Origin of the sequence: Rheinheimera fenheensis, from assembly GCF_039871805.1 — a bacterium.
Classification (GTDB): Bacteria; Pseudomonadota; Gammaproteobacteria; order Enterobacterales; family Alteromonadaceae; genus Alishewanella; species Alishewanella fenheensis.
Window position 1 is genome coordinate 85,560 of sequence record NZ_JBDPJM010000011.1, and the last position, 20,914, is coordinate 106,473.

Here is a 20,914-nt window from a genome sequence, read left to right on the forward strand (position 1 = left end):
GTTTTTGATCTGTCGCAGGTCAAACTTAATTGGCTCGCCTACTAGCTTACCTCTGAAGGGGTAAGCCTGCGGCGGCTTTGATTTATATCAAGCCGCCAGCTACTGCGGCTCTTACACTTAGCCAATACGCAAGTGCAAGCGGAGCCCATTTTATGAATACCGACTATCAAGACAAGCCACTGGTTTATGCCTGCTCCGGCTGCTCGAATGTCGCCCAGTTGGCCAATGATTTAGCAGTGGTGCTGGACCGCGAAGGCTCGGCACAAATGTCTTGTATTGCCGGTGTCGGCGGCAAAGTAAAGCAGCTGGTAAAAGTGGCGCAGTCGGGCCGGCCAATACTGGCGGTGGACGGCTGCCCGCTTAACTGCGTAAAACAAACCCTGGCCACAGTAGACGTGGTGCCCACCTGGCACATCGAGCTAACTACGCTGGGCTATAAAAAACGCGACCATGAAAACTGCGGTTTAGACGATGCCTATAAACTGCTACAAATGGTGCACAGCGATATCCTGCCGCAGGCCGCCAAGCCGGTGTAATGTAATCGGCGCGACATTATTCACTTCAGCCTCTGGTAAAGGCGCGTAAAAGGATTTACTGTACTGGCTTGTTAAGGGCGTATTCAGCTTTACTATGCAACGCCAGCTGACAACCGCTACAGCAGCCTTAGCGACACCGGAGCGAATATGGGGTTCATCCTACGAAGCCGATACTGGCCACTTGCCGCCGCCGTGCTATTGGGATGTTTTTTTCCGCAACATGCTCAGGCACAGCTACCGGTGCAACCTCAGCAAAACTGGACAGATGTGGTACGCACTAAGCCTTATGCTCAGAGCCAGGGTGTGTATGACAATATGATGAATGTCAGGCGCTGGATCCTGACCCGCTCCGATCACTGTGCTGAGCCCAATCGGCACTTGTTGTTTGATATGCGCGGCAACTTTCTGCAGTTTATTGAAGACGCCACCGACTCGCCACAAACTCAGCGCATACTGAATCAAACCCGTCAGGCTATGGCACAACAAGGCCTGGTCAATGCCTGGGTAGAAGGCAATAGCCAGACCCCGGGTTATCCATTCGCCATTCGTTGCCATCATCCTTCTGTTAATCTGCCGCTGGCCATAGCACGCTACATGGGGGATCATCCCGATGGCCGCTTGTCAGGTAACTGGGATGGCATTAAGGTTGGCAGCCCGAAAAAGCAAGCCTCACTGCATGATACCCTGCGCCTGGTGCATGCCCGTCGGGTGCAGCAAAAACGCATTAGCCTACCCGATGACTTACTGGCCGATCTGGCTGGTATGTTAATTATCGAAAGCGGTGGCGTACGCGAAGCTCACTCGAAAGCCAATGCCAGGGGAATTTTGCAACTAACACCACAAGCATTGAAAGATTGCAAAGTGCCTAAGCACAAACAACTGCACCGTATTGCTCAGGTTGATTGCGCCCTGTGGCTGTTTGAACGTAATCACCGCATGCTACAACCGGTGTTTCTAACGCGTTTTGGCCATTTGCCAGAAGATAAGCAAGCTGACATTTATCGGTTGTTGCTGATCCAGGCTTATCATGGCGGCCCTGGCCGGGTTAGATCGCTGCTGACAGACGACGAACTCAGCAAACCCGCCGCTTATTTTGCCGAACACCACCAGGACTTCAGCGCCGGCGATATTGCCTTTGGCATGGTGTTCCATAATCTGGGCCGCAATCGTCTTGGCTTTGCCTCACTGTATTACACTGCCGATATCCGTATTGCATTGCAGCAGCTTGAGTCCAGGCACAAAGAGCGTTTTTCTTTTGGCCGCCAAGCAAAAACGCTGTCAGCACCCTAAGTATGCCACCTAACGGCAAGCTGTAACGCCGGCTAACGACCAGCCACAATTACCTACTCGCCAATATCTTCAAACCACAGCTGTGGCTTGGCGGCGATAAAATCCTGCATCAACGCAATGCACTCAGCATTATGTTGGTTTTCCAGCGTAACGCCGCGGCTTTGTACATAAGCCTCTGGCCCCTGAAAGGTTTGGTTCTCACCAATCACTACCTTAGGTATGCCATATAGTAATACCGTGCCGCTGCACATATCGCACGGCGACAAGGTAGAGTACAGCGTAGCGCGGCGGTAATCAGCGGCGGTTAAGCGGCCGGCATTTTCCAGGCAATCCATTTCCGCATGCAGCACACAGCTGCCCTTCTGCACCCGCTGATTATGGCCAGCGCCAACGATCTTGCCATCAATAACCAGCACCGAGCCAATCGGAATACCGCCCTCAGCTAAACTTTTTTTCGCCTGGGCGATAGCCGCCTGCATAAAGAGATCTGTCATATTTGCTCCTGTGGCAACAATAGCGATAACCGAAAACGACACTAGCGTCACTTTTCGGCCAGTGTCAGGTTTAACACTATCAGGTCAAGTTTAAACTGCCTAGTGTGGCCCGGCATCAGCAGCCAATGAGCAAAGTAACCACGCCATCAGGCGCGCCGTACATGCCAGACAACAGCCCGTTTGCACAACTTTAGCCATTGCCGCTTGGCATCGTCTTAATCTGATATATACTGTACAAATATACATATATAGAGGTTTTGTATGACTGTCCTATTTCTGGGGGATGCGCAGCAAAGTGCCCGGCTTGCTATGCCGCTATTTGCCAGCAAAATTAAGGCGGGCTTCCCCTCGCCGGCGCAGGATTATGTCGAGCGGACGCTGGATTTAAACCAGCTGTGTATCCGCCATCCTAACGCGACGTTTTTTGTCCGCGTAGAGGGCGATTCGATGATTGACGCCGGCATTTACGATAACGATGTGCTGGTAGTAGACCGCGCTATTGACGCCGAGCATGGCGATATCGTGGTGGCCGCAGTTAATGGTGAATTTACCGTAAAAGAGCTATGCACCCGCCCTGCACTAATGCTACTGCCACGCAATGCGGCGTACCAGCCGATACGCCCACGTAATGGTGAAGAGCTGAATGTTTTTGGTGTGGTTACCAATGTTATCCGGCAAATGAAACGCAAATGAGCACCACTGTGTTTGCCCTGGTGGATTGCAATAACTTTTATGCCAGCTGTGAAAAGCTGTTCCGACCCGATTTAGCCGATAAGCCGGTTGTGGTGTTATCTAACAACGATGGTTGCATTATTGCCCGCTCGAAAGAGGCTAAAAAGCTTGGCATTAAAATGGGCCTGCCGGTGTTTCAGGTGCGCGATATATTGCAAAAGCACCAAATAGTGGCCTTTTCATCCAACTATGCGCTGTATGCCGATATGTCGCAGCGGGTAATGAGCACCCTGGAAAACCTGGCTCCGCGGGTAGAAGTGTACTCAATTGATGAAGCCTTTTTGGAGTTATCCGGCCTGGTTTATCGCGCAGGGCTCACCGAATTTGGCCAGCACGTTAAACGCACCGTGCAAAAAGATATTGGCATCACGGTTTGTGTTGGCATAGCGCCAACTAAAACCCTGGCAAAACTGGCCAACCATGCCGCCAAAACCTGGGCTAAAACCGCTGGCGTGGTCGATTTAACCTGCAAAGAGCGCCAGCGCAAGTTACTGGCCCTGTTACCGGTAAACGAAGTGTGGGGCATAGGCGGCAAGCTGACTAAACGTTTAGCGCAGCTGGGCATTACCACAGCGCTGCAGTTGGCCGATGCGGCCCCCGATTACATTCGGCAACACTTTTCTGTGGTCGTTGAACGCACCGTGCGCGAACTTAACGGTGAGTCATGCATTGCACTGGAAGATGTCACACCAACTAAAAAGCAAATTATCAGCAGCCGCGCTTTTGGCGAGCGCATTACCGACAAGCAGCAAATGCGTGAGGCCATCAGCGAATACATTGGCCGGGCGTGCAAAAAACTGCGCCAGGAGCAACAACAGGCAAAATATCTGACGGTATTTTTGCGCACCAGCCCCTTTAGCGACAAAGACGCACCCTACTCCGCCAGTAAAAGCTGCGAACTGGAAAGCCCAAGTAGCGACACCCGGGTGTTTTTAGCCAAGGCAATGCAGCTGCTCGACAGCCTGTGGCTTAACGGCTACCGCTACGCCAAGGCGGGGGTGATGCTAGCCGACTTTTACGATCCGGGCGTGTATCAACCCGGCCTTTTCGACGAGCCGATAGTACAAAAAGAAGCTGACCAAAAGCTGATGCAACTGATGGATAACCTCAACAGCAAGCATGGCAAAACACTGTGGTTTGCCAGCCAGGGCACAAAACAAGAATGGGGGATGAAGCGGGAGCTACTCTCGCCAGCTTATACGACTAACTGGCGAGAGCTTCCGGTGGCAAAGTAAAGTCCGGTTTGAGCGAGTTGCAGACAGTCAGGTTAATTTTGATCTGACCCTAATATTACGACTGGCGAGAGCTTCCGGTGGCAAAGTAAAGTCCGGTTTGAGCGAGTTGCTGACAGTCAGGTTAATTTTGATCTGACCCTAATATTACGGTCTGAATATGAACCCAACGGGCCAGAGAGACGCTTAGTCATTTTAAGCACTGTTCTTACCCATAAAAGGCGAGCAACTTGTTGCGAGTCCAGCGCTGAAAGCGCGATTTTTGATGGCTTTGTTATACCCATTGCACGCTATCTATACCCGGATTACCACCAGTACGCACCTTAACAAAAATTGCAAACTGATATCCTAATTGTTCTTTGAAAGCGTTAAGCTTTTCTAAATCGTAATGATCACTCTTTTGGCTAGATGTCTTTTTCATTTCTATGACCACGAAATTTTCGTCAGTGCCTCGACGATGAACGATAATGTCAGGGAATACCGTCGTAGCTTGAGTATCGTCCGATTGAATATTCCGCCTTCTAATTTCTAATCTTTTCGGATCATCGTGATTGCGATTGTATTCACAATCAACATTCCAACCGTGAAAGAGCGGCTCCAAATAAGAGGCAAGCCTGTGAGAAATGGATCTTTCGTTTACGTCCATAGCGAGAATATCGCCGTCAGAGCGTAACAACTGATTCAGTGAGTCATTCAAAGCTGACTCGACTAATTCTCTCATTGGTGAGTTCCTATTTGGGTATAACGCTTATTCGGCGGGTCGACCCGTAGTTAAACACGGATCAACCTGCTTTTGTAAATTTAATGTACAGAACACTACACCGTTATCTTAAGGCTTACAACAACTTATAGGTACAGTTGATGTTAGGGAAAAGGGGGCGGAGCTAATTAACCAGAAAAGTGCTTCAACACCATTTTTGCCTAAATTTGTAATGGCACCAAGCGCCTACCGAGAGCGGTTTCGCTGATATCAGTATGGTCACTGTTGCCAGCTAGGCAGGAATTGACCGACTCCCCTATCCGGCATCATGTTAGCGGCGTTAGCAGTTTTAGTTATCGAAACCTATGGCGTTCGCAATGTGTTTACTTATTGACTAAACGCATTTAACATGGCGGCGTTTAAACGGAGTTTCCATGAAGCTTATCATACAGTTAGCACCCGTATCCGGTTGGAATAGTTATGAAATCTAAGTCGTATATTGTCGATAGGGCGCTGCACTGGATATCAGCGTTATTGTTGCTTTTTATGCTGCTGAATTTATCGTCTCAGCTACATAATGTGGATTGGGATATTAAAGGCCAGCTGGAGCACAGGCAGGACGCTGTTGAACTGCATGCTTTTTTAGGCATTATGCTGTTAGTTTTTACCGCTTCGCGTATTATTTTTCCGTACCTTACCAAAACTAGGATTGAACGCGTCAGTCCTACATCCAAAAAACATGCGATATTTATCAAAGTCACTCACTTAAGCCTGTACAGCTGTATTTTTCTGTTGGCGGCGACAGGATTAGCACTAATTAACAATTATCAAATACCACTTACCGTTTTTGGCATTGAGCTAGCACCAGACAAAGACGCTTTTTATCAGGTTTTTCCGGGGATCCACGATATCCATATGGTTCTTAAGCAGTTAATTTGGTGGCTGATAGCCATTCATTTCTTTGGCATTATGTACGCCAAAAGATAACACTGCCCGCTCAAACCCGGATAATATTCGCCCAATCAACAGGTTGGATACCCTTTCGCTAGCAGATATCTGTTGTTCCATTCGTAAAACGACAAAAAGGCAACAAACATACCTTCCAGACTGATAAAGGTTAAACCTACCACACTTGCTGTTTGTGCATATATCAACACAACGGCAATACAAACAGGCAACCAGGCTGCGTTTGCAACTGCCAGCACAGCAACCGATGCGGATGTTCTTTGGTTTGAAAACGCAAGCCATAACGCATACATACCGTAGCAAACATTTGCCGTCGCCAGGAGCAGAATAATTGAGGTGGGCAGCTTATACAGGTCGCCAAACCAATTTGGAAACAGCAATAACAAAATGCCTACTGTGAAGCCAGCACTGCCATCCAAATGTAAAATGTTGAATTTTCCTATTCGTTTCATTTACAGCGAAAATTTTGCCGGCTGATGTTAACACTGGCCGGCGTGGTTAGCGTAACCTGATACAAAAGGTCATAGTCTTGCTCTGTCAGCGGCGCCATGGCGATACCACTTAACTGCGCCACTAACTCAGGCACCGTATTGCTGTGTCCTACCACTAAAGCTGGTTGGCTTAGCGCCTTTAACTGCTGAACTAACACCTCAGGCTGACGCGGATCGTAGGTTGTTACTTCTAGCTGTTGCTGTTTCGCCACCGCTGCGGCCGTTTGCCCGGTGCGCTGATAGGGCGTAGCGTAAACCGCAGCTAATTTAACTGCCGTCAGGCTGGTCGCCAGGGCATCGGCGCGCGCCTGACCACAGACTGTCAGCGCCGGATCTTTGCCATCGGCCAGTTTTTCCGCATGCCGCACTAAATACACGGTATCAGCCGCAGCCATACAAGATAGCAGCAAAACTAATAGCAGACTGATGATGTTAAGCCGCATAGTTGTTGTCCTTTTCCAGAGGCAGTTGCATATAACAAGCTTGCTCGCCCTGATAACTTGCCAGCGCCAGCTCAGCTTCTGACGTTAGATCATTGATTACCGTAAAGCCCTGCCGTTGCCAGTAAGGCACTGAGCCCTGCACTGCCACCAATGCCAGTTTGCTTACGCCAAGGTTTAGCGCATACTGCTTGGCAACTTGCAGCAATTGGCCGGCCAAACCCAGCCCACGCGCCCCGGGACTTACCGCCATATCATGCAGGTACAATAGCGCTGGCGTAATACTTGGAGCAAAAGGCGCCGCTAAAGGGGTAACATAGCCATCGGCTGCCGGGTAACTAAACAGATAAGCCAGTAACTCACCGGCGCTGTTTTCTGCCAGCCAACAACTTTTGACCGCCACCGTTAAGCGCTGCGTTAAAAGAGCAGGGCTTTCATACAGGGCGTCGCTGTAACAACTATCTTGCAACTTTACGACAGCCGCTAAATCTGCAGTTGTTATTAAACGTAGGTTAATCATTTTTTATCTTATTCGGTATTATGCCAAACCGTTGCACACGGGGCACTGAGGATCTTTTGGCAAATTAAACTGGCGCCACTGGCTGGTTAGGCCATCAAACAGCTGCAATTTGCCATACAGAGGTGTACCGACACCTGCAAGGATCTTTACTGCCTCCAATGCCTGCATTACACCGACTATGCCAACGACCGGGCTTAAAATGCCCGCTTCCATGCAGCTAAGCTGTTGCTCGCCAAATAACTGGCTTAAACAGTAATAACAAGCACTGTCTCCCTGCATACTAAAACTGGCCAGCTGGCCTTCAAAACGGATGGCAGCGCCCGATACCAGCGGTACTTTAGCCTTTACACAAGCGGCGTTAATCGCATTGCGCGTAACTAAGTTATCAGTGCAATCCAGCACCAGTGAATATTGCGGCACCAACGCGGCTAAATCTTCGGCATTTAAGCGTTGACGCATTGCGTTAATGTTCACTTCGAAATTAAGCTGGCTAAGGGTTACAGCGGCCTGCTGTGCTTTGCTTAGGCCAATATCGGCCTCGCGATACAGGATCTGCCGCTGTAAGTTGCTGCGGTCAATCGTATCGTCATCCACCAGCGTTAAATGTCCCACACCGCTGGCCACCAGATAAGGCGCTGCCGCACAGCCCAAACCGCCCATGCCGACTAGCAGCACCGAGCTGGCCAATAAGGCTTCCTGACCGCGAAAATCCAGCTGCGGCAACATTAACTGGCGGCTGTAACGCATCGCCTGCAACGAGCCTAAAACATTGTTTTTATTAGTTATTCTCATAACACCTTTGAGCCCTTAACTTAACAGCTGCAGCTGGGCCAACTGCTGATACAACGGGCTTTGCTGCAGCAATTGCTGATGCGTGCCCACAGCCAACAGTTTACCCTGGTCCAGTAGCATAATGCGGTCAGCATTTATTACCGTGCTTAAGCGATGCGCAATAATAAGGCTTGTTTTGCCTTGCATCAGCCGCTCCAGTGCCTGCTGAACTTGTTGCTCGCTAATGGCGTCCAGTGCGCTGGTGGCTTCATCTAACAGCAGCAGTGGTCGGTTTGCCAGCATGGCACGGGCAATGGCGATACGCTGTTTCTGACCACCGGATAGACGCACGCCGCGCTCTCCCAATTGAGTGGCATACCCCTGGCTAAAATGATGGATAAACTCATCGGCGCGGGCAGCAATGCAAGCGTCAATTACCTCCTGCTCACTGGCGTCAGGCCTGCCATAGCGCACGTTTTCCAGCACTGAAGTGGCAAAAATCACAGCGTCTTGTGGCACTAAGGCATACTGGGCGCGTAGCTGGGCCAAATCCAGTGTGCTGATATCCACACCATCAAGCAAAATTTGCCCAGAGGTTGGCTCATAAAAACGTTGCAGCAGCTGAAACAAGGTGGTTTTACCGCCGCCACTGGGGCCTACCAGCGCAATGCGCTCGCCGGGGGCAATATCGATACTCAGCTGCTGTATTACGGTTTTATCTGCCACTTGTGGGTAAGCAAAGCTTAACTGCTTTATGCTAAGTGCGCCTGTAGAAGGTGTTGGCAACTTTGCAGGCATTGGCGGTGAAGCAATATCCACCGGCGCACTGGCCAGCTCAATTAACCGCTCGGTGGCGCCCGCGGCACGCTGAACCTCACCAATCACCTCGCTGATGGTGGCAGCGCTGCCGGCAACCATCACCGCGTAAAACATAAAGGCAGTGAGCTCACCGGCGCTGACCTTACCTGCCATCACATCTTTCGCCCCCACCCAGCTAATCAGCACCATAGCGCTGATACTGAGTAGCATCACTGCTGCGATTAACAGAGCGCGATAAAAAATACGCTGCCGTGCTGCCTGCATCACTTGCTCTATGCGGCTGGCAAACTGCTGGCTGTCCACCGCTTCGTGGCCATAGGCCTGCACGGTGTGAATTTCATGCAGGCTCTCATCAACATAGGCGCCAACATCCGCCAGCTTATCCTGACTGGCACGTGATAACGTTCGCACCTTGCGCCCAAGCATAATAATGGGTAGCAGCACCATTGGTACCGCCAGCAGCACCAAAGCTGTCATTTTAAAACTGGTTAATGCCATCATCAGTAAACCGCCCACAGCAGTAACAGTAGAGCGCAGTGCCATGGAGAAACTGGAGCCGACCACGCTTTGCAGTAAGGTGGTATCGGCGGTAAAACGCGAGATCACCTCGCCGGTGCGCATCTGGCTGTAAAACTGTGGCGACAGCTTCAGCATGTGTCGGTACACCCGGTTGCGGATATCGGCACTGACCCGCTCGCCCAGCCAGGTCATTAAGTAAAAGCGGCAGAACACTGCCAGTGACGTTAGCGCACACAACAGCAAAATGGCCAGCGTGATTTGGTTTAACCGAGTACTGTTGTTGGCAACAAAACCCTCATCTACCAGCAGGCGTACCCCTTGCCCCAACGCCAACCAGCTGAGCGAGCCGAGCAATAAGCACAACAGCGCCAATATTACCCGGCGGCGGTACGGCAGTAAAAAGCCCAGCAGCCAGGGCATTACGGCATAGGGTGCACGCATCAGTGTAGCTGCGTTACAACGTCAAGCACGGCAGAGGTGGCTTTTAAGCCGACCACAGACGCACCGCCCAACACATAAACTTGGTTATTCAGTTTTACAGCGCCTAAGCCATGCCGAGGCAGCGGCATATTGCCGGCTTGTTGCCAGCGGTCTTTAGCAGCCTGATAACGCCACACCTCACCGTACACGCCGCCATCATTGTCAAAATACTCACCGCCGAACACCAACAGATCACCGTCCAGCACAGCGGCTGCCAAACCGCCCTGCGCCTGTGGCATGGCGCTAAGCAGCTGCCAGCTGTTACTGGCTGCGTCAAAACGTTGCAACTGTGCCAGGTTAGCCGCGCCGACCTGTCTGCCCCCGACAATATAAAACTGGTCATCTAATACCACACCGCTTGCACTGTTGAACGCCAGTGGCAAGGGCGCGGCTTCAGTAACACTTAAGCTATGTGGGTCAAATACCCAGTGCCAGTTAACATCGGCCTGATCGCGCCACTGCGCATTGTCTGCCCCAGCTGGCGAACGGCCACTGGCTAGGTGTACCTTGCCGTTTAGCACCACCGCCACCGTTTCCGTCAGGGGTTTAGGCAGCGTTGCTACCTTGCGCCACTGTTGTGCGGTCTCATCAAGCAGCAACACATCGCTATTGGCGCTCCAGCGTCCACCGCCTGCAATAACAAAACCACCGAATAAAAACAGCTTATTATCAACCGACAATAAATAAGCATGATGTCGCGCTTCAGGCAGTGATGGCGCCATGGTCCAGCGGTTTATTGCTGGATCATAAACTTGCACTGCAGAGGTCATCTGCTGCTCTGCCTCTGGCAACGCATCGCTTAAGCCACCAGCGACATAAATTTTGCCGTTATGCACTGCCGGATAAATTTCCTGCACCGCAATCGGCATTGGGGCCAGCGTTTTCCAGACCAGCTGTGGCTGTGCTCTTAGCTCTGCGCTAAGCGGCGCAATGAAGAGAATACTCAGCCAAAGGAGTAACGTCAGTAATACATTTCGCAACATGCTTAAGGCTCCTGATACCAGTCAGTCCAGCTGGCAGTTAAACGATATACGCCGTAGCTGCTAAACTCGGCGACAAGCTTGCTGTAAAAGTCGAAATTAGACAAATTGACGGTGAAAAAACAGTTGTAACTGCAGTTGACCTGTCGCAGTGTCTGGCTGCTACTGGCAATCACCCGGCTGCTCAAACCATGCTGCTTTACCAGTTGGCTAACGCGCCAGGCATGAAAATCACTGGTCAGAATATAATCAGGCTTAAGGCCACGCGCGCTAATGCTGTTAAATTCCTGGTAGGTATTATCGCCACCGTTAAAGCAGTCCACCGCCAGCTGACGCTGTTGCGCCAGCAGATAATCGACATAAGGCTGGCAGTATTCGGTGGTTATAATCACACTGGCACGCTCTGGCAATAGCCCGGCTAAGGTGTCGATACGGGCTTTGGCACAGGCCGGCAACATCGTAGCAGAGCCACCACAGCCCAGTAATAAGGTAGTACTGTCGGCCGCTATGGCATAAGTTGCCACATAACCGCTGTACCAGTGCCGCACCTGGTTGGCCAGCCAGGTATTGCCGGCCAGATAGTAAAATGCCAGCAATAGCCACAAGCCCCTTTTACGGTAGCCAATGCAGGCCGCCAGTAACCCTAGTAGCAGCAGATTATGCGGAAATAACAGCGGTTCAAGCAGATCTTTCATCATGTTCAGCCTGATAAAGTTGCAGCAGTAATGCGTTACACAGTGCCCACGGCAGCCACAGCATACCAGAGGTGAGAATGTGGCCAGCTAAGCTTGATACCACCAGCAGCAGCAGGTTAAGCAGCAACAGCACCCGTCCGGCGCCGGAATAACACAGACGCCAGCTGTGGCGGATAAACACGGCAAATACCACGACAAACAGGCTAATACCAGCGATGCCATAAAACACCAGCAGATCAAACCAGTCCAGTTCAGCAAAATACTTTTTCAAATACAAGGCCACCCCGCCCTGCCCCACGCCCAGCAGACGCTCCAACATGCTGTATTGCTCACTACTCAGCTGCCAGATGCGCCCGGCGTAGTAGTCACGTGACGACAATACAATGCCGCTGATACCCCGCTGTTGATAAACAAAGCTAAGTTTATCGTATATGCCCAGCAGTTTAAGCAACGCCTCGCCATTAACGATAACCAGAAGCAGCACCAACGCTACCGCCAGCGCCAAGAGCCCTATTAACTTGCGCTTTGCCTGCCAGAAGTCTCGTTGCTGCAACAGCAGCGGCACCAAAAGTATCAGCAACATAACGCCAAATAGCCCGGTTTTGGTTAGTAGGGACAGCGCCAGCAGCAGCGCACAACCACTTACCAGCGCGTAATAACGCTTATGCTGCCAGCTTAAACACAACAGGGCCGCTGTCAGCACCAACAGCACGGCAGACAGCTCATTGGTTGAATAAAAAAAGCCTTTAATGCCAAGAAAAGATTGTGCCACACCGTCCAGCGGCTGGTAAGCAGTAAAGCCCAGGCCGGCGATACCTGCCAGCGCATTTAGCAGCAGCACCAGGCTGCTGAGCAGCAGGCTGTGTTTTAACAGCCTGGCCGCCAGCACTGAGCTTCGCTGCGCAAGTGCATATAAATAGGCCAGCGCCAGCAGTGGGCTTAGCAGTTTCAACGTCAACTGCAGATCGGCCAGCGCCCAGCGAGCGGGCAATGCCGGCCACTGCAACATTGGACCTATCAGCAATGTCAGCCAGCTTAGGGCAATCAGCAGCAGCCATCGCGGCTGTTGTATGGTTAAGCTAAGCGCCATCAGCAGTAAAAGTATCAGCTTATAGCCGGCGGCCAGGCCGTAACTGCTGCCCAGGGTTTGCAGCAAGGCGCCGTTTAGACAATCAACCAGTAAAAACCACGGAATAAGACGGCATAACAGCCGGTCGAGCGCTGGCTGTAATGGCGGCTGTGATGTCGTTGCGGTGGTCGTAGCCAGCATTATTTTTTAAACAATCCGGCCAGGCCTTTACTAAATACCTTAATGCGCCAGCGGCTGAGCACCCCCAGTTTATGTTTAAGGTAATAACGCCATTTCAGGATTACCAGACCATAGCGACAACTTCTGATAAGCTCGGAAAAGCGAAACGGGATTTGTTCCATGCTACGCCGGTAAAACATCTGGTTTTGCAAGTTACGCTCGCTCATCTGGGCCCGGTGTTTAGCCACAAACTGCTTATGCGCGTCCAGCCGCTTTGGCGAGTTGGTAATACGGCCCAGCTCATGGCCGACATTCACTTTGTAGCTGGGCGTCGCGATACGCAGCGCAGGGCCATAAGCCTGTACCACCCGCACCCACATGTCGTAATCCTGAAACGCTGCTAGATTAATATCAAAACCGCCCAGCGCCAGCATGCGTTCGCGCTTTACCAGCGCCTGATTCGATAGCGTATGTAAATCTAACAACTCTGCCAGCCCCACCACCTGCCGCGTCGCAAACAGCCGCTTTTGCACGGTGCCGTAATCCCAGATATAGCTCGAGCAAACACAGCTGTATTTATCATCATAGGCGCTATACAGGCTACTTAAGCGGTTGGGTAAGAACTCGTCATCATCGTCAATGCCGGTAACAAACTCACCTTTCGCTTCGCTAATCGCGCGGTTGCGGGCGGCACAGGCGCCCTGACCGGTACTTTGACGAAAAAAGCGGATCCGCTCGTCGTTAATATACTTATTTGTTAACACCTGCCAGGTATCGTCGCTGGAGGCATCATCTACCACCAGTAATTCCAAGTTAGGGTAATCTTGCGCTAATACCGACTCAATCGCCCGTATTGCCATTTGCACCCGGTTGTAGGTGGGCATATAGACACTGATCAGCGGAAAGTTCGAAGTTGTCATTTCAACACACCTGCACCATTAAATTTTACCGGTCCAATACCACCATAAATAACGGGCCAACCCCAGCTGGCGGCCAATACGGCTGGGCTGCGACAATAAACGGTAGGCCCACTCTAAATTCAGCTTACACCAAAGCGCCGGCGCCCGTTTCACATTACCGGTAAACACATCATAGGTACCGCCCACGCCCATGTAAAAGCAATCAGGATACTGAGCGCGGATGCGCTGAATTAACAGCTCTTGTTTGGGTGACCCCATCGCCACACTGACAATGCGGGCACCGCTTTGTTTAATTTGCGCAATTAAAGCCGCTTCATCTTTAAAATAGCCATCAACCGCACCCACCAGGTTTACCTGCTGGCTGCGCAGTTTAGTCGCCGTTTGCTGGTTTACTTCAGGTTTAGCGCCAACAATAAACACCGGCACCTGATATTTCGCCGCCCGCAGCATCAGTTGCTGCCACAGCTCGCAGCCCGGTATACGCTGCACTTTTTTGTTCAGTCGTTTTCGCATCACTTTTACTACACCGATACCATCGGCGTAGCGAATATCAGCGGCGCGGATCACTTCACTAATAAGCGGTTCACGCATAGCGGTTAATACTTTTTCCGGGTTAATCGCAATGGCAGAGCCGGCAAACACCTTGCCGTCGTCACCGACAATAAACTGCAACAGCTGCTGCATGTCGTTAAAGGCGGATACCTGTACCGGCCCAATGCTCACTTGCGCAATCTGGTCACTTGCTGCTGCCACTTTGGCATCACTCATAACATCACTCTCTGATAAATTTGCTGTAATTCTGTTACCACCTGCCCCAGCAGGTATTGTTCGGCACTGCTGCGGCCTTGCTGCTGCAGCAGCTGATACTGCTGCTCTGACAAGCTAAAAAACTGCTGTAACGCTGAACTAAGCCTGGCGATGACGTCGGTTTCTTCACCCTGCTGGCTAACCAATAAGCCATTGATGCCATGTTGCACTTGTTCTCGTGCGCCATCAGTGTCGGTAGCAATCACCGGTGTATAACAAGCCATCGCCTCTGCCATCACCAGGCCAAAGGCTTCGTGGCGCGACAGACTGATAAAACAACGCGCCTGGCAATACAGCTGCTTAAGCGCCGCCGTGTCCTTTGGCCCCACCACCAGCACATTGGGAAATTGCTGCGCGGCGTGTTGTAAACGTGTAAGCCACGGGCCACTGCCGGCCACCACCACTTTTTTATCATGCAGTATCGGTAACAGCGCCAGTAGCCGGTCCATGCCTTTATTCTGATCTAAACTGCCGACATACAACAGATCGATGCTCTTTTCCTGATAGCTCAGTCTGTCAGTCTGGCGAAACAGCTCGCTGATACCGGCCGGCAGTACCTGTTTATTCGCCACCGGCAAACTAAAATGCTGCGCCAGAGCGTTGCTGGCAAAAATCCACCGATCGACTTTAGCCGCACACCAACGATATAGCTTGCCCGGCGGCTGGTATTTATAGATATCACTGCCATGACACGTGACCACAATTTTTACCTGGCGGTTACGCAATCCTTTATACAGTAATGCCAAATATATCGTTGGAAAGAAAAAGTGTACGTGAATAATATCAAAGCGGCGGCGGCTAAGCACAAAGCGCCAAATAAAATCCAGCAGAAACACCGGGTATTTCAGCACTTTATTCAGCCAGGAGTCACTGTGCCAACGCATATAATGATACGCAGGATTTAATGCGGCAAGCGCCCATACCTGGTTGTGTACAAACTTGCCCTGAAACGGGCTGGACGGCTTAGGTCCCATATTGCTGACAATAAGAAGATTAAGATTATGGCTTTGCACGCTTAAATTTCATCCTGACAGCCGACGCGGCTGTGTACAATACTTGTTGTTAATAAAAAAAACACTTAGTTTATAGCAGCAGTGTGTAACAAACGTAACGCACACAGATATAACCTGTAATAGCTGACGCCCGGCTGAATATCACCACTGTTTTACCAGCAACAGGATAGCTAAATGCCTGAACATACTATGCTTTACCTTAGTGCCTTTGTCGCCTCCGCCCTGGCCATCTTAGTGTTGTACCCGCTGTCAGTCCGGGTCGGCTTGGTCGATATTCCGCGCGGGCGCAAGCAGCATCAGGGCGCGGTGCCATTAATTGGTGGTATTGCCACTTACTGTGGCCTGGCGCTGTCGTTACTGCTGTTTGCCGATAGCAGCATACAACCGCTGTATTATCTGGCCTGTAGCGGCGTTATTGTGTTGCTTGGCGTTTTTGATGATTACCTGGATTTAAGCGTTAAACTGCGTTTGGCGGTGCAAACATTAGTAGGCCTTGCTATGACCTACGCGCTGGATCTACACCTGGCCAGTCTGGGTAATTTATTCGGCTTTGGCATAGTAGAGCTGGGTGTACTGGGCCTGCCAATCACGTTAATAGCAGTCATTGCGGCTATTAATGCCTTTAATATGACCGACGGCATTGATGGCCTGGCCGGTATGTTAAGCCTGGTTAGTTTTATCGCCATAGCCATTTTTATGGCACTGTGGGGCCAGCAAGACTATGCGGTACTGGCGCTGCTGCTAGCACTGGCGCTACTACCTTATCTGGCGTGCAATCTTAACTTGATCCCCGGTCGGCGCATTTTTATGGGTGATGCCGGCAGTATGTTAATTGGCCTGTCGGTGATCTGGCTGCTGATTATCGGCACCCAAAGTGAAAGCGCCAGCTTTCGCCCGGTAACGGCACTTTGGATCATCGCCATACCGCTAATGGACATGATTGCCATTATGGTCAGGCGCATCCGCAAAGGCCAATCGCCGTTTCAGGCCGACCGCGAACATTTACACCATATTTCACTGCGCCTGGGGCTAAGTTCACGTGAGTCGCTGGCGCTTATTACCGCACTGGCATGTATTTTTGCTTCTATCGGTATTATTGGTGAATATCTGTTGTTGCCAGACTGGTTAATGCTGCTGTTATTTTTGCTGTTGTTCGGTGCTTACCTATATCTGCTGCAGCATATCTGGCGTATCATTTCGCACCTGCGCCACAAGCGGCTTTCCCGCACCGTTCCAAGGGTTGTAAAGTAGTGAAACTGCTGAAAAAAATTCTGCTCGCTCGTGCTACAGCGATGCTGGGCGATAAAGTGGTAAAACTGGCTGCCGGTGCTGTACTTACCGTGTTCGTTGCCCGTATGCTCGGTGCCAGCGAACTGGGCGTGTATTCAATTGTCATGGCCTGGAGCGCCTTTTTGGTGCCGATGACCAGCCTTGGCCTGAATAACGTGGTCGTGCGCCAGATGGTAAAACACGACAACGGCCATGACGCCATGACGATGCTGTACAGCGCCATTAGCATGCGCCTGTTGCTGGGCCTTTTGGGCGGCAGCCTGATGCTGCTGGCGTTTTATCTGTTATACCCCGCCATGTTTGACGGCAACACCGCTATTGCTATTCCGGTGCTGTTTTTACTGCAGGCTTTTTTTGGCTTCTTGTTGTTTGAGTTTTACTTAAATTATCAGGGCACTTTTCGCAGTGTAGCCTATGTGAAGTCCGCCATTTCTGTGTGTAGCTTTGCTGCTAAACTGGCGCTGTTATATAGCGGCTTTGGTATTGCCAGTTTGCTGCTGTTAACCGGTATCGAATTTTTTGTCGTCGGCATGGCGCAGTATCTGCTGTACCGGCGCAAACACCAGCCTTACAAAGACGGCGAAGCACGCTGGCCAGCCTATCACCCGCGCTGGTTTAATCTTAATCAGGCAAAGCAGCTGCTTAAACGGTCTTCCTGGCTTTGGGTGTCGGGCATCGTCTCGGTCATTTATCTGAAAATCGACATTGTGATGATAGGCTCTATCGCCGGCACCGAGCAGGCAGGTATTTACGCCGCCGCCAGCCGTTTATCTGAGCTATGGTATGTGTTTCCGGCCACCTTAGCCGCGCGTTATTACCCGGATATGATCCGCGCGCATCAGCTAGGCTGGACACCTTATTATTTGAAGCTGCGCCGCTTTGCACTGCTGTTTTTTGCCATGGCCTTTGCCATTGCGGTGGTGATGTCGCTACTGTCGCCCTGGATTGTTAGCCTGTTGTTTGGTGACGCCTTTGCTGGTGCCGTAGAGGTGCTGCGCATTCATATCTGGGCCGGCTGTTTTATTTTTGTGCGCTATTTAATCAGTCAGCATTTGCTTATTACCGAGCAAGAGCCGCTGTCACTGTTAAGCCACACAGTAGGCGCCGCACTTAATGTGGGTTTAAACCTCTGGCTTATTCCTACTATGGGCATAGTTGGTGCCGCATGGGCGACGCTGATTTCATATGCTTATGCCTCGTTTTTCTTTTTATTCTTTGCCAAAAGTACCCGCAGCCAGTTATGGCAACTGATACGGGCACGCCGGCAACCAAGCTGATAAGGGCGATTATGAGCAAACCACTGTTTGTTGAAATTAAAGGCGTGCAATTTCGCAATAAGGGCGCCTATTTAATGCTACTGGCCTGCCTGGAAGGCTTAGAAGGCCTGAAGCAACCCATAGAGCTAGTGTTATCACCCGGCCCTAACCTGCCTTATGTCGAGCGCGCGCGCTTAGGCGCCTGGCAAAAGCTGTCGTTTCGCCGCGGCGGGCTCGATTTAACACCGCTGATTGGCAAATTGCCTGCTGCTGTGCAGCGGCTGTTTAACCGCTATGGCATGGCAAGCGAGCGTCAGGTAGATGTCGTACTGGAAGCCAGCGGCTTTGCCTATGGCGATCAGTGGCCGCTGCGCTTTTTGCAAAACACTGCCAAAGAAGTGGTACGTTTTGCCAAAGCCGGTAAACCCTTTGTGTTTATGCCGCAAGCCTTTGGCCCCTTTAACAGTGACGCGAGCAAAGCGGCGATGCGCGATATTATCAACCACGCCCGACTGATATTCGTGCGCGATCCGGTGTCGCTGCAGCATTTGCAAAGCTGCGTGCCTAACCTGCCCGACTCCGTCGTGCTCACACCGGACTTCACCATTAGCTTAACACCACGCGCCAATGATGAGCTGCCGCAAATAAGTGGCCCCTTCGCAGCGCTAATTCCCAACAATAAAGTGGTGTCAAAATTTAACCATGCCGGCGCCGAACAGCAGCGGGCTGATTACATTAACGCCTTTGCCGCTGCCGCCAATAAGCTGGCCGCAGAGGGACTGCAATGCGTATTGGTAAACCATGAAGGCAAAGAAGATGCACAGCTTTGCACCGAAATTGCCGCCAAAACGCCCTGCACTATAGTACAAATTGAAGATCCGCTGGCAGTAAAAGCCTTTATTGGTCAAGCAGAGCTGGCGGTAAGCTCGCGTTTTCATGGTGCGGTCAATGCGCTCAGCCAGGGCGTGCCCTGTATCGCCACCAGCTGGAGCCATAAATATCACGCCATGATGTCTGATTTTGCCATGGGTGATTACTGCGTGGCAGAGCTTAGCGAGCAAAGCCTGCTAGCCGCCCTGCAGCAGGTGCTTGATAACAAAGCCAGCTTAAGCGCCGAAGTTAAAACCAAAGCAGCGGCATTAAAACTGCAAAATGCCGCCATGTGGCAACGGCTGTATCAGGCCATTCGTTAAGTCAGGCAACACCCTGCACATACAGCGGCACTTTTAAGGTGTTATCCACCTTATCCGGGCCGCCGCACATTTCATCATAGGCCGACTGATGTACCAAGTAGGCTTTGTAAATGGTGCAGCGATCCAGTGCCTGCATTACCTGCTCGACACTGCCAAATTTCTCAGGTTTGTTGTCATCATTCATTAGAAAGGCTTTGCGGCCGTCATAGTCGGCCTCGACTAAATACACACCCATTTCATAGGAATGAATGGTCAGCTCGTTAATACGGACATCCTGATGGTTTAAATGGCTAACGCGATGTAAGTTCATGATGAGTTCCTCTGTTGCCGGTATTAAAGCTTACGCAAAAATATTAAAAGCGGATCTACTTTGAATATTAGCACTGGCAGGCGGCATACTTAATTTCCGCGAAACATAAAGTACACTGCCCCAACCAAACATAAGCCGGCCCATAAATAATCCAGCTTTAGCGGTTCTTTTAAATACACCACCGACAACAGCACAAATACCGACAGCGTGATCACTTCCTGAATTATCTTCAGTTGGCCTACCGTTAGCACCGAGTAACCAATTCGATTCGCCGGCACCTGAAACAGATACTCAAACAGTGCTATGCCCTAACTTACCAGAGCGGCAATGATCCAGGGTTTGTTATTCAGCTCTTACAAATGCGCATACCAGGCAAAGGTCATAAACACATTGCTGCAAATAAGTAAGGATATGGAGATAAGTATTAGTTTCTACTGTCAACGCACCGCTCTGCTGCCATTATAGGTGCAGATTAAGCGTTATAAAATGGCTGTTTGGAGCCAGCTATAGCTGGCCGCCTAGCAAGACTAACCCACTAAGCACCGCCAGATTAACCAGCACGCCAAGCCTGAACCCATTAAGAAAGGCTCGCTTTTGTGATTTATGCCGTAAATAACGTTGCGCCAGCGCAGCTCCTGGTCAGCTACATCAATTAGCAAGTGATTTGCTGTTGGCACTAAGATGCCATGCAACCCGCGCGCGATGTTCGCTAACGCACAGATACCTTAAAAATTTCAGCGTATGCTAACCAATGTTGACTGGTAACCGTTAACGCAACGTTAAGCAGTAAATTTTCGTTTCTCCAATCTCAATAGAGGTGATCCTTATGTCAAACACTAACACTACAGCCATTAACGCCCATAAAGCCGCGGCCGATGAACACCGCGCATGTGCAGAACACCACAGTAAAGCAGCGGCTTGTCATGAAAAAGGTAAGCTGGAAGATGCCAAAGAGTGTGCGAGCAACGCCATGAGCTGTTGTGACGCGGCCAATCAAAAATCGGCAAGTGCTTGCGGTTGTTGATGGCGCTCCGACGTTGGCTATCCCCGGCAAGGGTAACGAAACAGCTCGTCAAGGTAATCATGGGGCGGCGGTATTAATGTTTGAACTTATCACCGCGTCCATCGCTTTTTTGCTTGCGATTTTTGCCTGGCACTCAGCTAACAAAGCTATTATCCGCGATAACATAGCATTATGAACCGCCAGAAAA

23 protein-coding genes and 1 pseudogene are annotated in these 20,914 nt (G+C 50.9%); 9 read left to right on the forward strand and 15 right to left on the reverse strand.

Annotation, left to right across the window (positions count from 1 at the left end; translation table 11 throughout):
- The first annotated feature begins 152 nt into the window (after positions 1-152).
- On the forward strand, positions 153-536 hold the full coding sequence (locus tag ABGI61_RS14310; RefSeq protein WP_347602226.1) for a putative zinc-binding protein: 384 nt from the start codon (positions 153-155) through the stop codon (positions 534-536).
- A gap of 147 nt (positions 537-683) precedes the next feature.
- Positions 684-1,826 carry a transglycosylase SLT domain-containing protein gene (locus ABGI61_RS14315; protein WP_347602228.1) on the forward strand — a complete coding sequence of 381 codons (1,143 nt, stop codon included), beginning with the start codon at positions 684-686 and terminating at the stop codon, positions 1,824-1,826.
- 53 nt (positions 1,827-1,879) lie between these two features.
- Here ABGI61_RS14315 and ABGI61_RS14320 read toward each other — a convergent pair whose 3' ends face one another.
- Positions 1,880-2,320 (reverse strand): nucleoside deaminase, encoded by a 441-nt coding sequence (locus ABGI61_RS14320; RefSeq protein WP_347602230.1) that lies wholly within the window; start codon positions 2,318-2,320, stop codon positions 1,880-1,882.
- A 261-nt stretch (positions 2,321-2,581) separates the two neighbouring features.
- Between ABGI61_RS14320 and umuD the strand changes: the two genes are divergently transcribed.
- Both umuD and umuC read left to right on the forward strand, forming a co-directional pair.
- A complete protein-coding gene (gene umuD, locus ABGI61_RS14325) occupies positions 2,582-3,013 on the forward strand; it encodes a translesion error-prone DNA polymerase V autoproteolytic subunit (protein WP_347602232.1) in 432 nt (143 codons plus the stop codon).
- Positions 3,010-4,287 carry a translesion error-prone DNA polymerase V subunit UmuC gene (gene umuC, locus ABGI61_RS14330; protein WP_347602234.1) on the forward strand — a complete coding sequence of 426 codons (1,278 nt, stop codon included), beginning with the start codon at positions 3,010-3,012 and terminating at the stop codon, positions 4,285-4,287. The genes umuD and umuC overlap by 4 nt, the downstream gene beginning before the upstream one ends.
- A 271-nt stretch (positions 4,288-4,558) precedes the next feature.
- Here the strand turns inward: umuC and ABGI61_RS14335 are convergent, their stop codons facing one another.
- Positions 4,559-5,005: a hypothetical protein gene (locus tag ABGI61_RS14335; RefSeq protein ID WP_347602236.1), complete on the reverse strand. Its 447-nt coding sequence runs from the start codon at positions 5,003-5,005 to the stop codon at positions 4,559-4,561.
- Positions 5,006-5,464: 459 nt separating this feature from the next.
- Here ABGI61_RS14335 and ABGI61_RS14340 point away from each other — a divergent pair, with 459 nt between their 5' ends.
- Entirely contained in the window at positions 5,465-5,971 is a 507-nt protein-coding gene (locus ABGI61_RS14340) for a cytochrome b/b6 domain-containing protein (RefSeq protein WP_347602238.1), read from the forward strand.
- Between the two features lie 35 nt (positions 5,972-6,006).
- Here the strand turns inward: ABGI61_RS14340 and ABGI61_RS14345 are convergent, their stop codons facing one another.
- From ABGI61_RS14345 to ABGI61_RS14395, 11 genes are read right to left on the reverse strand one after another with little or no spacing between them, the layout of a single operon-like run.
- Positions 6,007-6,402 (reverse strand): hypothetical protein, encoded by a 396-nt coding sequence (locus ABGI61_RS14345; RefSeq protein ID WP_347602240.1) that lies wholly within the window; start codon positions 6,400-6,402, stop codon positions 6,007-6,009.
- Positions 6,399-6,884: a SixA phosphatase family protein gene (locus ABGI61_RS14350; RefSeq protein ID WP_347602242.1), complete on the reverse strand. Its 486-nt coding sequence runs from the start codon at positions 6,882-6,884 to the stop codon at positions 6,399-6,401. The genes ABGI61_RS14345 and ABGI61_RS14350 overlap by 4 nt, the downstream gene beginning before the upstream one ends.
- Positions 6,874-7,401: a GNAT family N-acetyltransferase gene (locus ABGI61_RS14355; RefSeq protein ID WP_347602244.1), complete on the reverse strand. Its 528-nt coding sequence runs from the start codon at positions 7,399-7,401 to the stop codon at positions 6,874-6,876. The genes ABGI61_RS14350 and ABGI61_RS14355 overlap by 11 nt, the downstream gene beginning before the upstream one ends.
- Positions 7,402-7,419: 18 nt before the next feature.
- Positions 7,420-8,193, reverse strand: a complete 774-nt coding sequence (gene moeB / locus ABGI61_RS14360; RefSeq protein WP_347602246.1) for a molybdopterin-synthase adenylyltransferase MoeB — start codon at positions 8,191-8,193, stop codon at positions 7,420-7,422.
- 15 nt (positions 8,194-8,208) lie between these two features.
- The gene (locus tag ABGI61_RS14365; protein ID WP_347602248.1) at positions 8,209-9,951 is read right to left on the reverse strand and encodes an ABC transporter transmembrane domain-containing protein; all 1,743 of its coding nucleotides are present in this window, start codon (positions 9,949-9,951) and stop codon (positions 8,209-8,211) included.
- Positions 9,951-10,973, reverse strand: coding sequence for a Kelch repeat-containing protein (locus ABGI61_RS14370; RefSeq protein ID WP_347602250.1), 1,023 nt, complete (start codon positions 10,971-10,973; stop codon positions 9,951-9,953). The genes ABGI61_RS14365 and ABGI61_RS14370 overlap by 1 nt, the downstream gene beginning before the upstream one ends.
- Positions 10,974-10,975: 2 nt before the next feature.
- The gene (locus ABGI61_RS14375) at positions 10,976-11,668 is read right to left on the reverse strand and encodes a YdcF family protein (protein ID WP_347602252.1); all 693 of its coding nucleotides are present in this window, start codon (positions 11,666-11,668) and stop codon (positions 10,976-10,978) included.
- Positions 11,649-12,935 (reverse strand): O-antigen ligase family protein, encoded by a 1,287-nt coding sequence (locus tag ABGI61_RS14380; protein WP_347602254.1) that lies wholly within the window; start codon positions 12,933-12,935, stop codon positions 11,649-11,651. The genes ABGI61_RS14375 and ABGI61_RS14380 overlap by 20 nt, the downstream gene beginning before the upstream one ends.
- Complete coding sequence (locus ABGI61_RS14385) at positions 12,935-13,834, reverse strand: glycosyltransferase (RefSeq protein WP_347602256.1); 900 nt, start codon at positions 13,832-13,834, stop codon at positions 12,935-12,937. Before ABGI61_RS14385 ends, ABGI61_RS14380 begins: the two co-directional genes overlap by 1 nt.
- Before the next feature lie 18 nt (positions 13,835-13,852).
- Entirely contained in the window at positions 13,853-14,602 is a 750-nt protein-coding gene (locus ABGI61_RS14390) for a WecB/TagA/CpsF family glycosyltransferase (RefSeq protein WP_347602258.1), read from the reverse strand.
- Positions 14,599-15,654: a glycosyltransferase family 4 protein gene (locus tag ABGI61_RS14395; RefSeq protein ID WP_347602260.1), complete on the reverse strand. Its 1,056-nt coding sequence runs from the start codon at positions 15,652-15,654 to the stop codon at positions 14,599-14,601. Before ABGI61_RS14395 ends, ABGI61_RS14390 begins: the two co-directional genes overlap by 4 nt.
- Positions 15,655-15,828: 174 nt before the next feature.
- Between ABGI61_RS14395 and wecA the strand changes: the two genes are divergently transcribed.
- From wecA to ABGI61_RS14410, 3 genes are read left to right on the forward strand one after another with little or no spacing between them, the layout of a single operon-like run.
- Complete coding sequence (gene wecA / locus ABGI61_RS14400; protein WP_347602262.1) at positions 15,829-16,905, forward strand: UDP-N-acetylglucosamine--undecaprenyl-phosphate N-acetylglucosaminephosphotransferase; 1,077 nt, start codon at positions 15,829-15,831, stop codon at positions 16,903-16,905.
- Entirely contained in the window at positions 16,905-18,221 is a 1,317-nt protein-coding gene (locus ABGI61_RS14405) for a flippase (protein WP_347602264.1), read from the forward strand. The genes wecA and ABGI61_RS14405 overlap by 1 nt, the downstream gene beginning before the upstream one ends.
- Positions 18,185-19,393 carry a polysaccharide pyruvyl transferase family protein gene (locus ABGI61_RS14410; RefSeq protein ID WP_347602265.1) on the forward strand — a complete coding sequence of 403 codons (1,209 nt, stop codon included), beginning with the start codon at positions 18,185-18,187 and terminating at the stop codon, positions 19,391-19,393. Before ABGI61_RS14405 ends, ABGI61_RS14410 begins: the two co-directional genes overlap by 37 nt.
- Before the next feature lies 1 nt (position 19,394).
- Here ABGI61_RS14410 and ABGI61_RS14415 read toward each other — a convergent pair whose 3' ends face one another.
- Together ABGI61_RS14415 and ABGI61_RS14420 are read right to left on the reverse strand one after the other, a co-directional pair.
- On the reverse strand, positions 19,395-19,703 hold the full coding sequence (locus ABGI61_RS14415; RefSeq protein WP_347602267.1) for a DUF6482 family protein: 309 nt from the start codon (positions 19,701-19,703) through the stop codon (positions 19,395-19,397).
- 89 nt (positions 19,704-19,792) lie between these two features.
- A pseudogene (locus ABGI61_RS14420) lies at positions 19,793-20,128 on the reverse strand (DMT family protein).
- 555 nt (positions 20,129-20,683) lie between these two features.
- On the opposite strand from ABGI61_RS14420, the gene ABGI61_RS14425 reads away from it, so the two are divergent.
- Positions 20,684-20,902 carry a hypothetical protein gene (locus ABGI61_RS14425; protein ID WP_347602269.1) on the forward strand — a complete coding sequence of 73 codons (219 nt, stop codon included), beginning with the start codon at positions 20,684-20,686 and terminating at the stop codon, positions 20,900-20,902.
- Positions 20,903-20,914 lie beyond the last annotated feature (12 nt).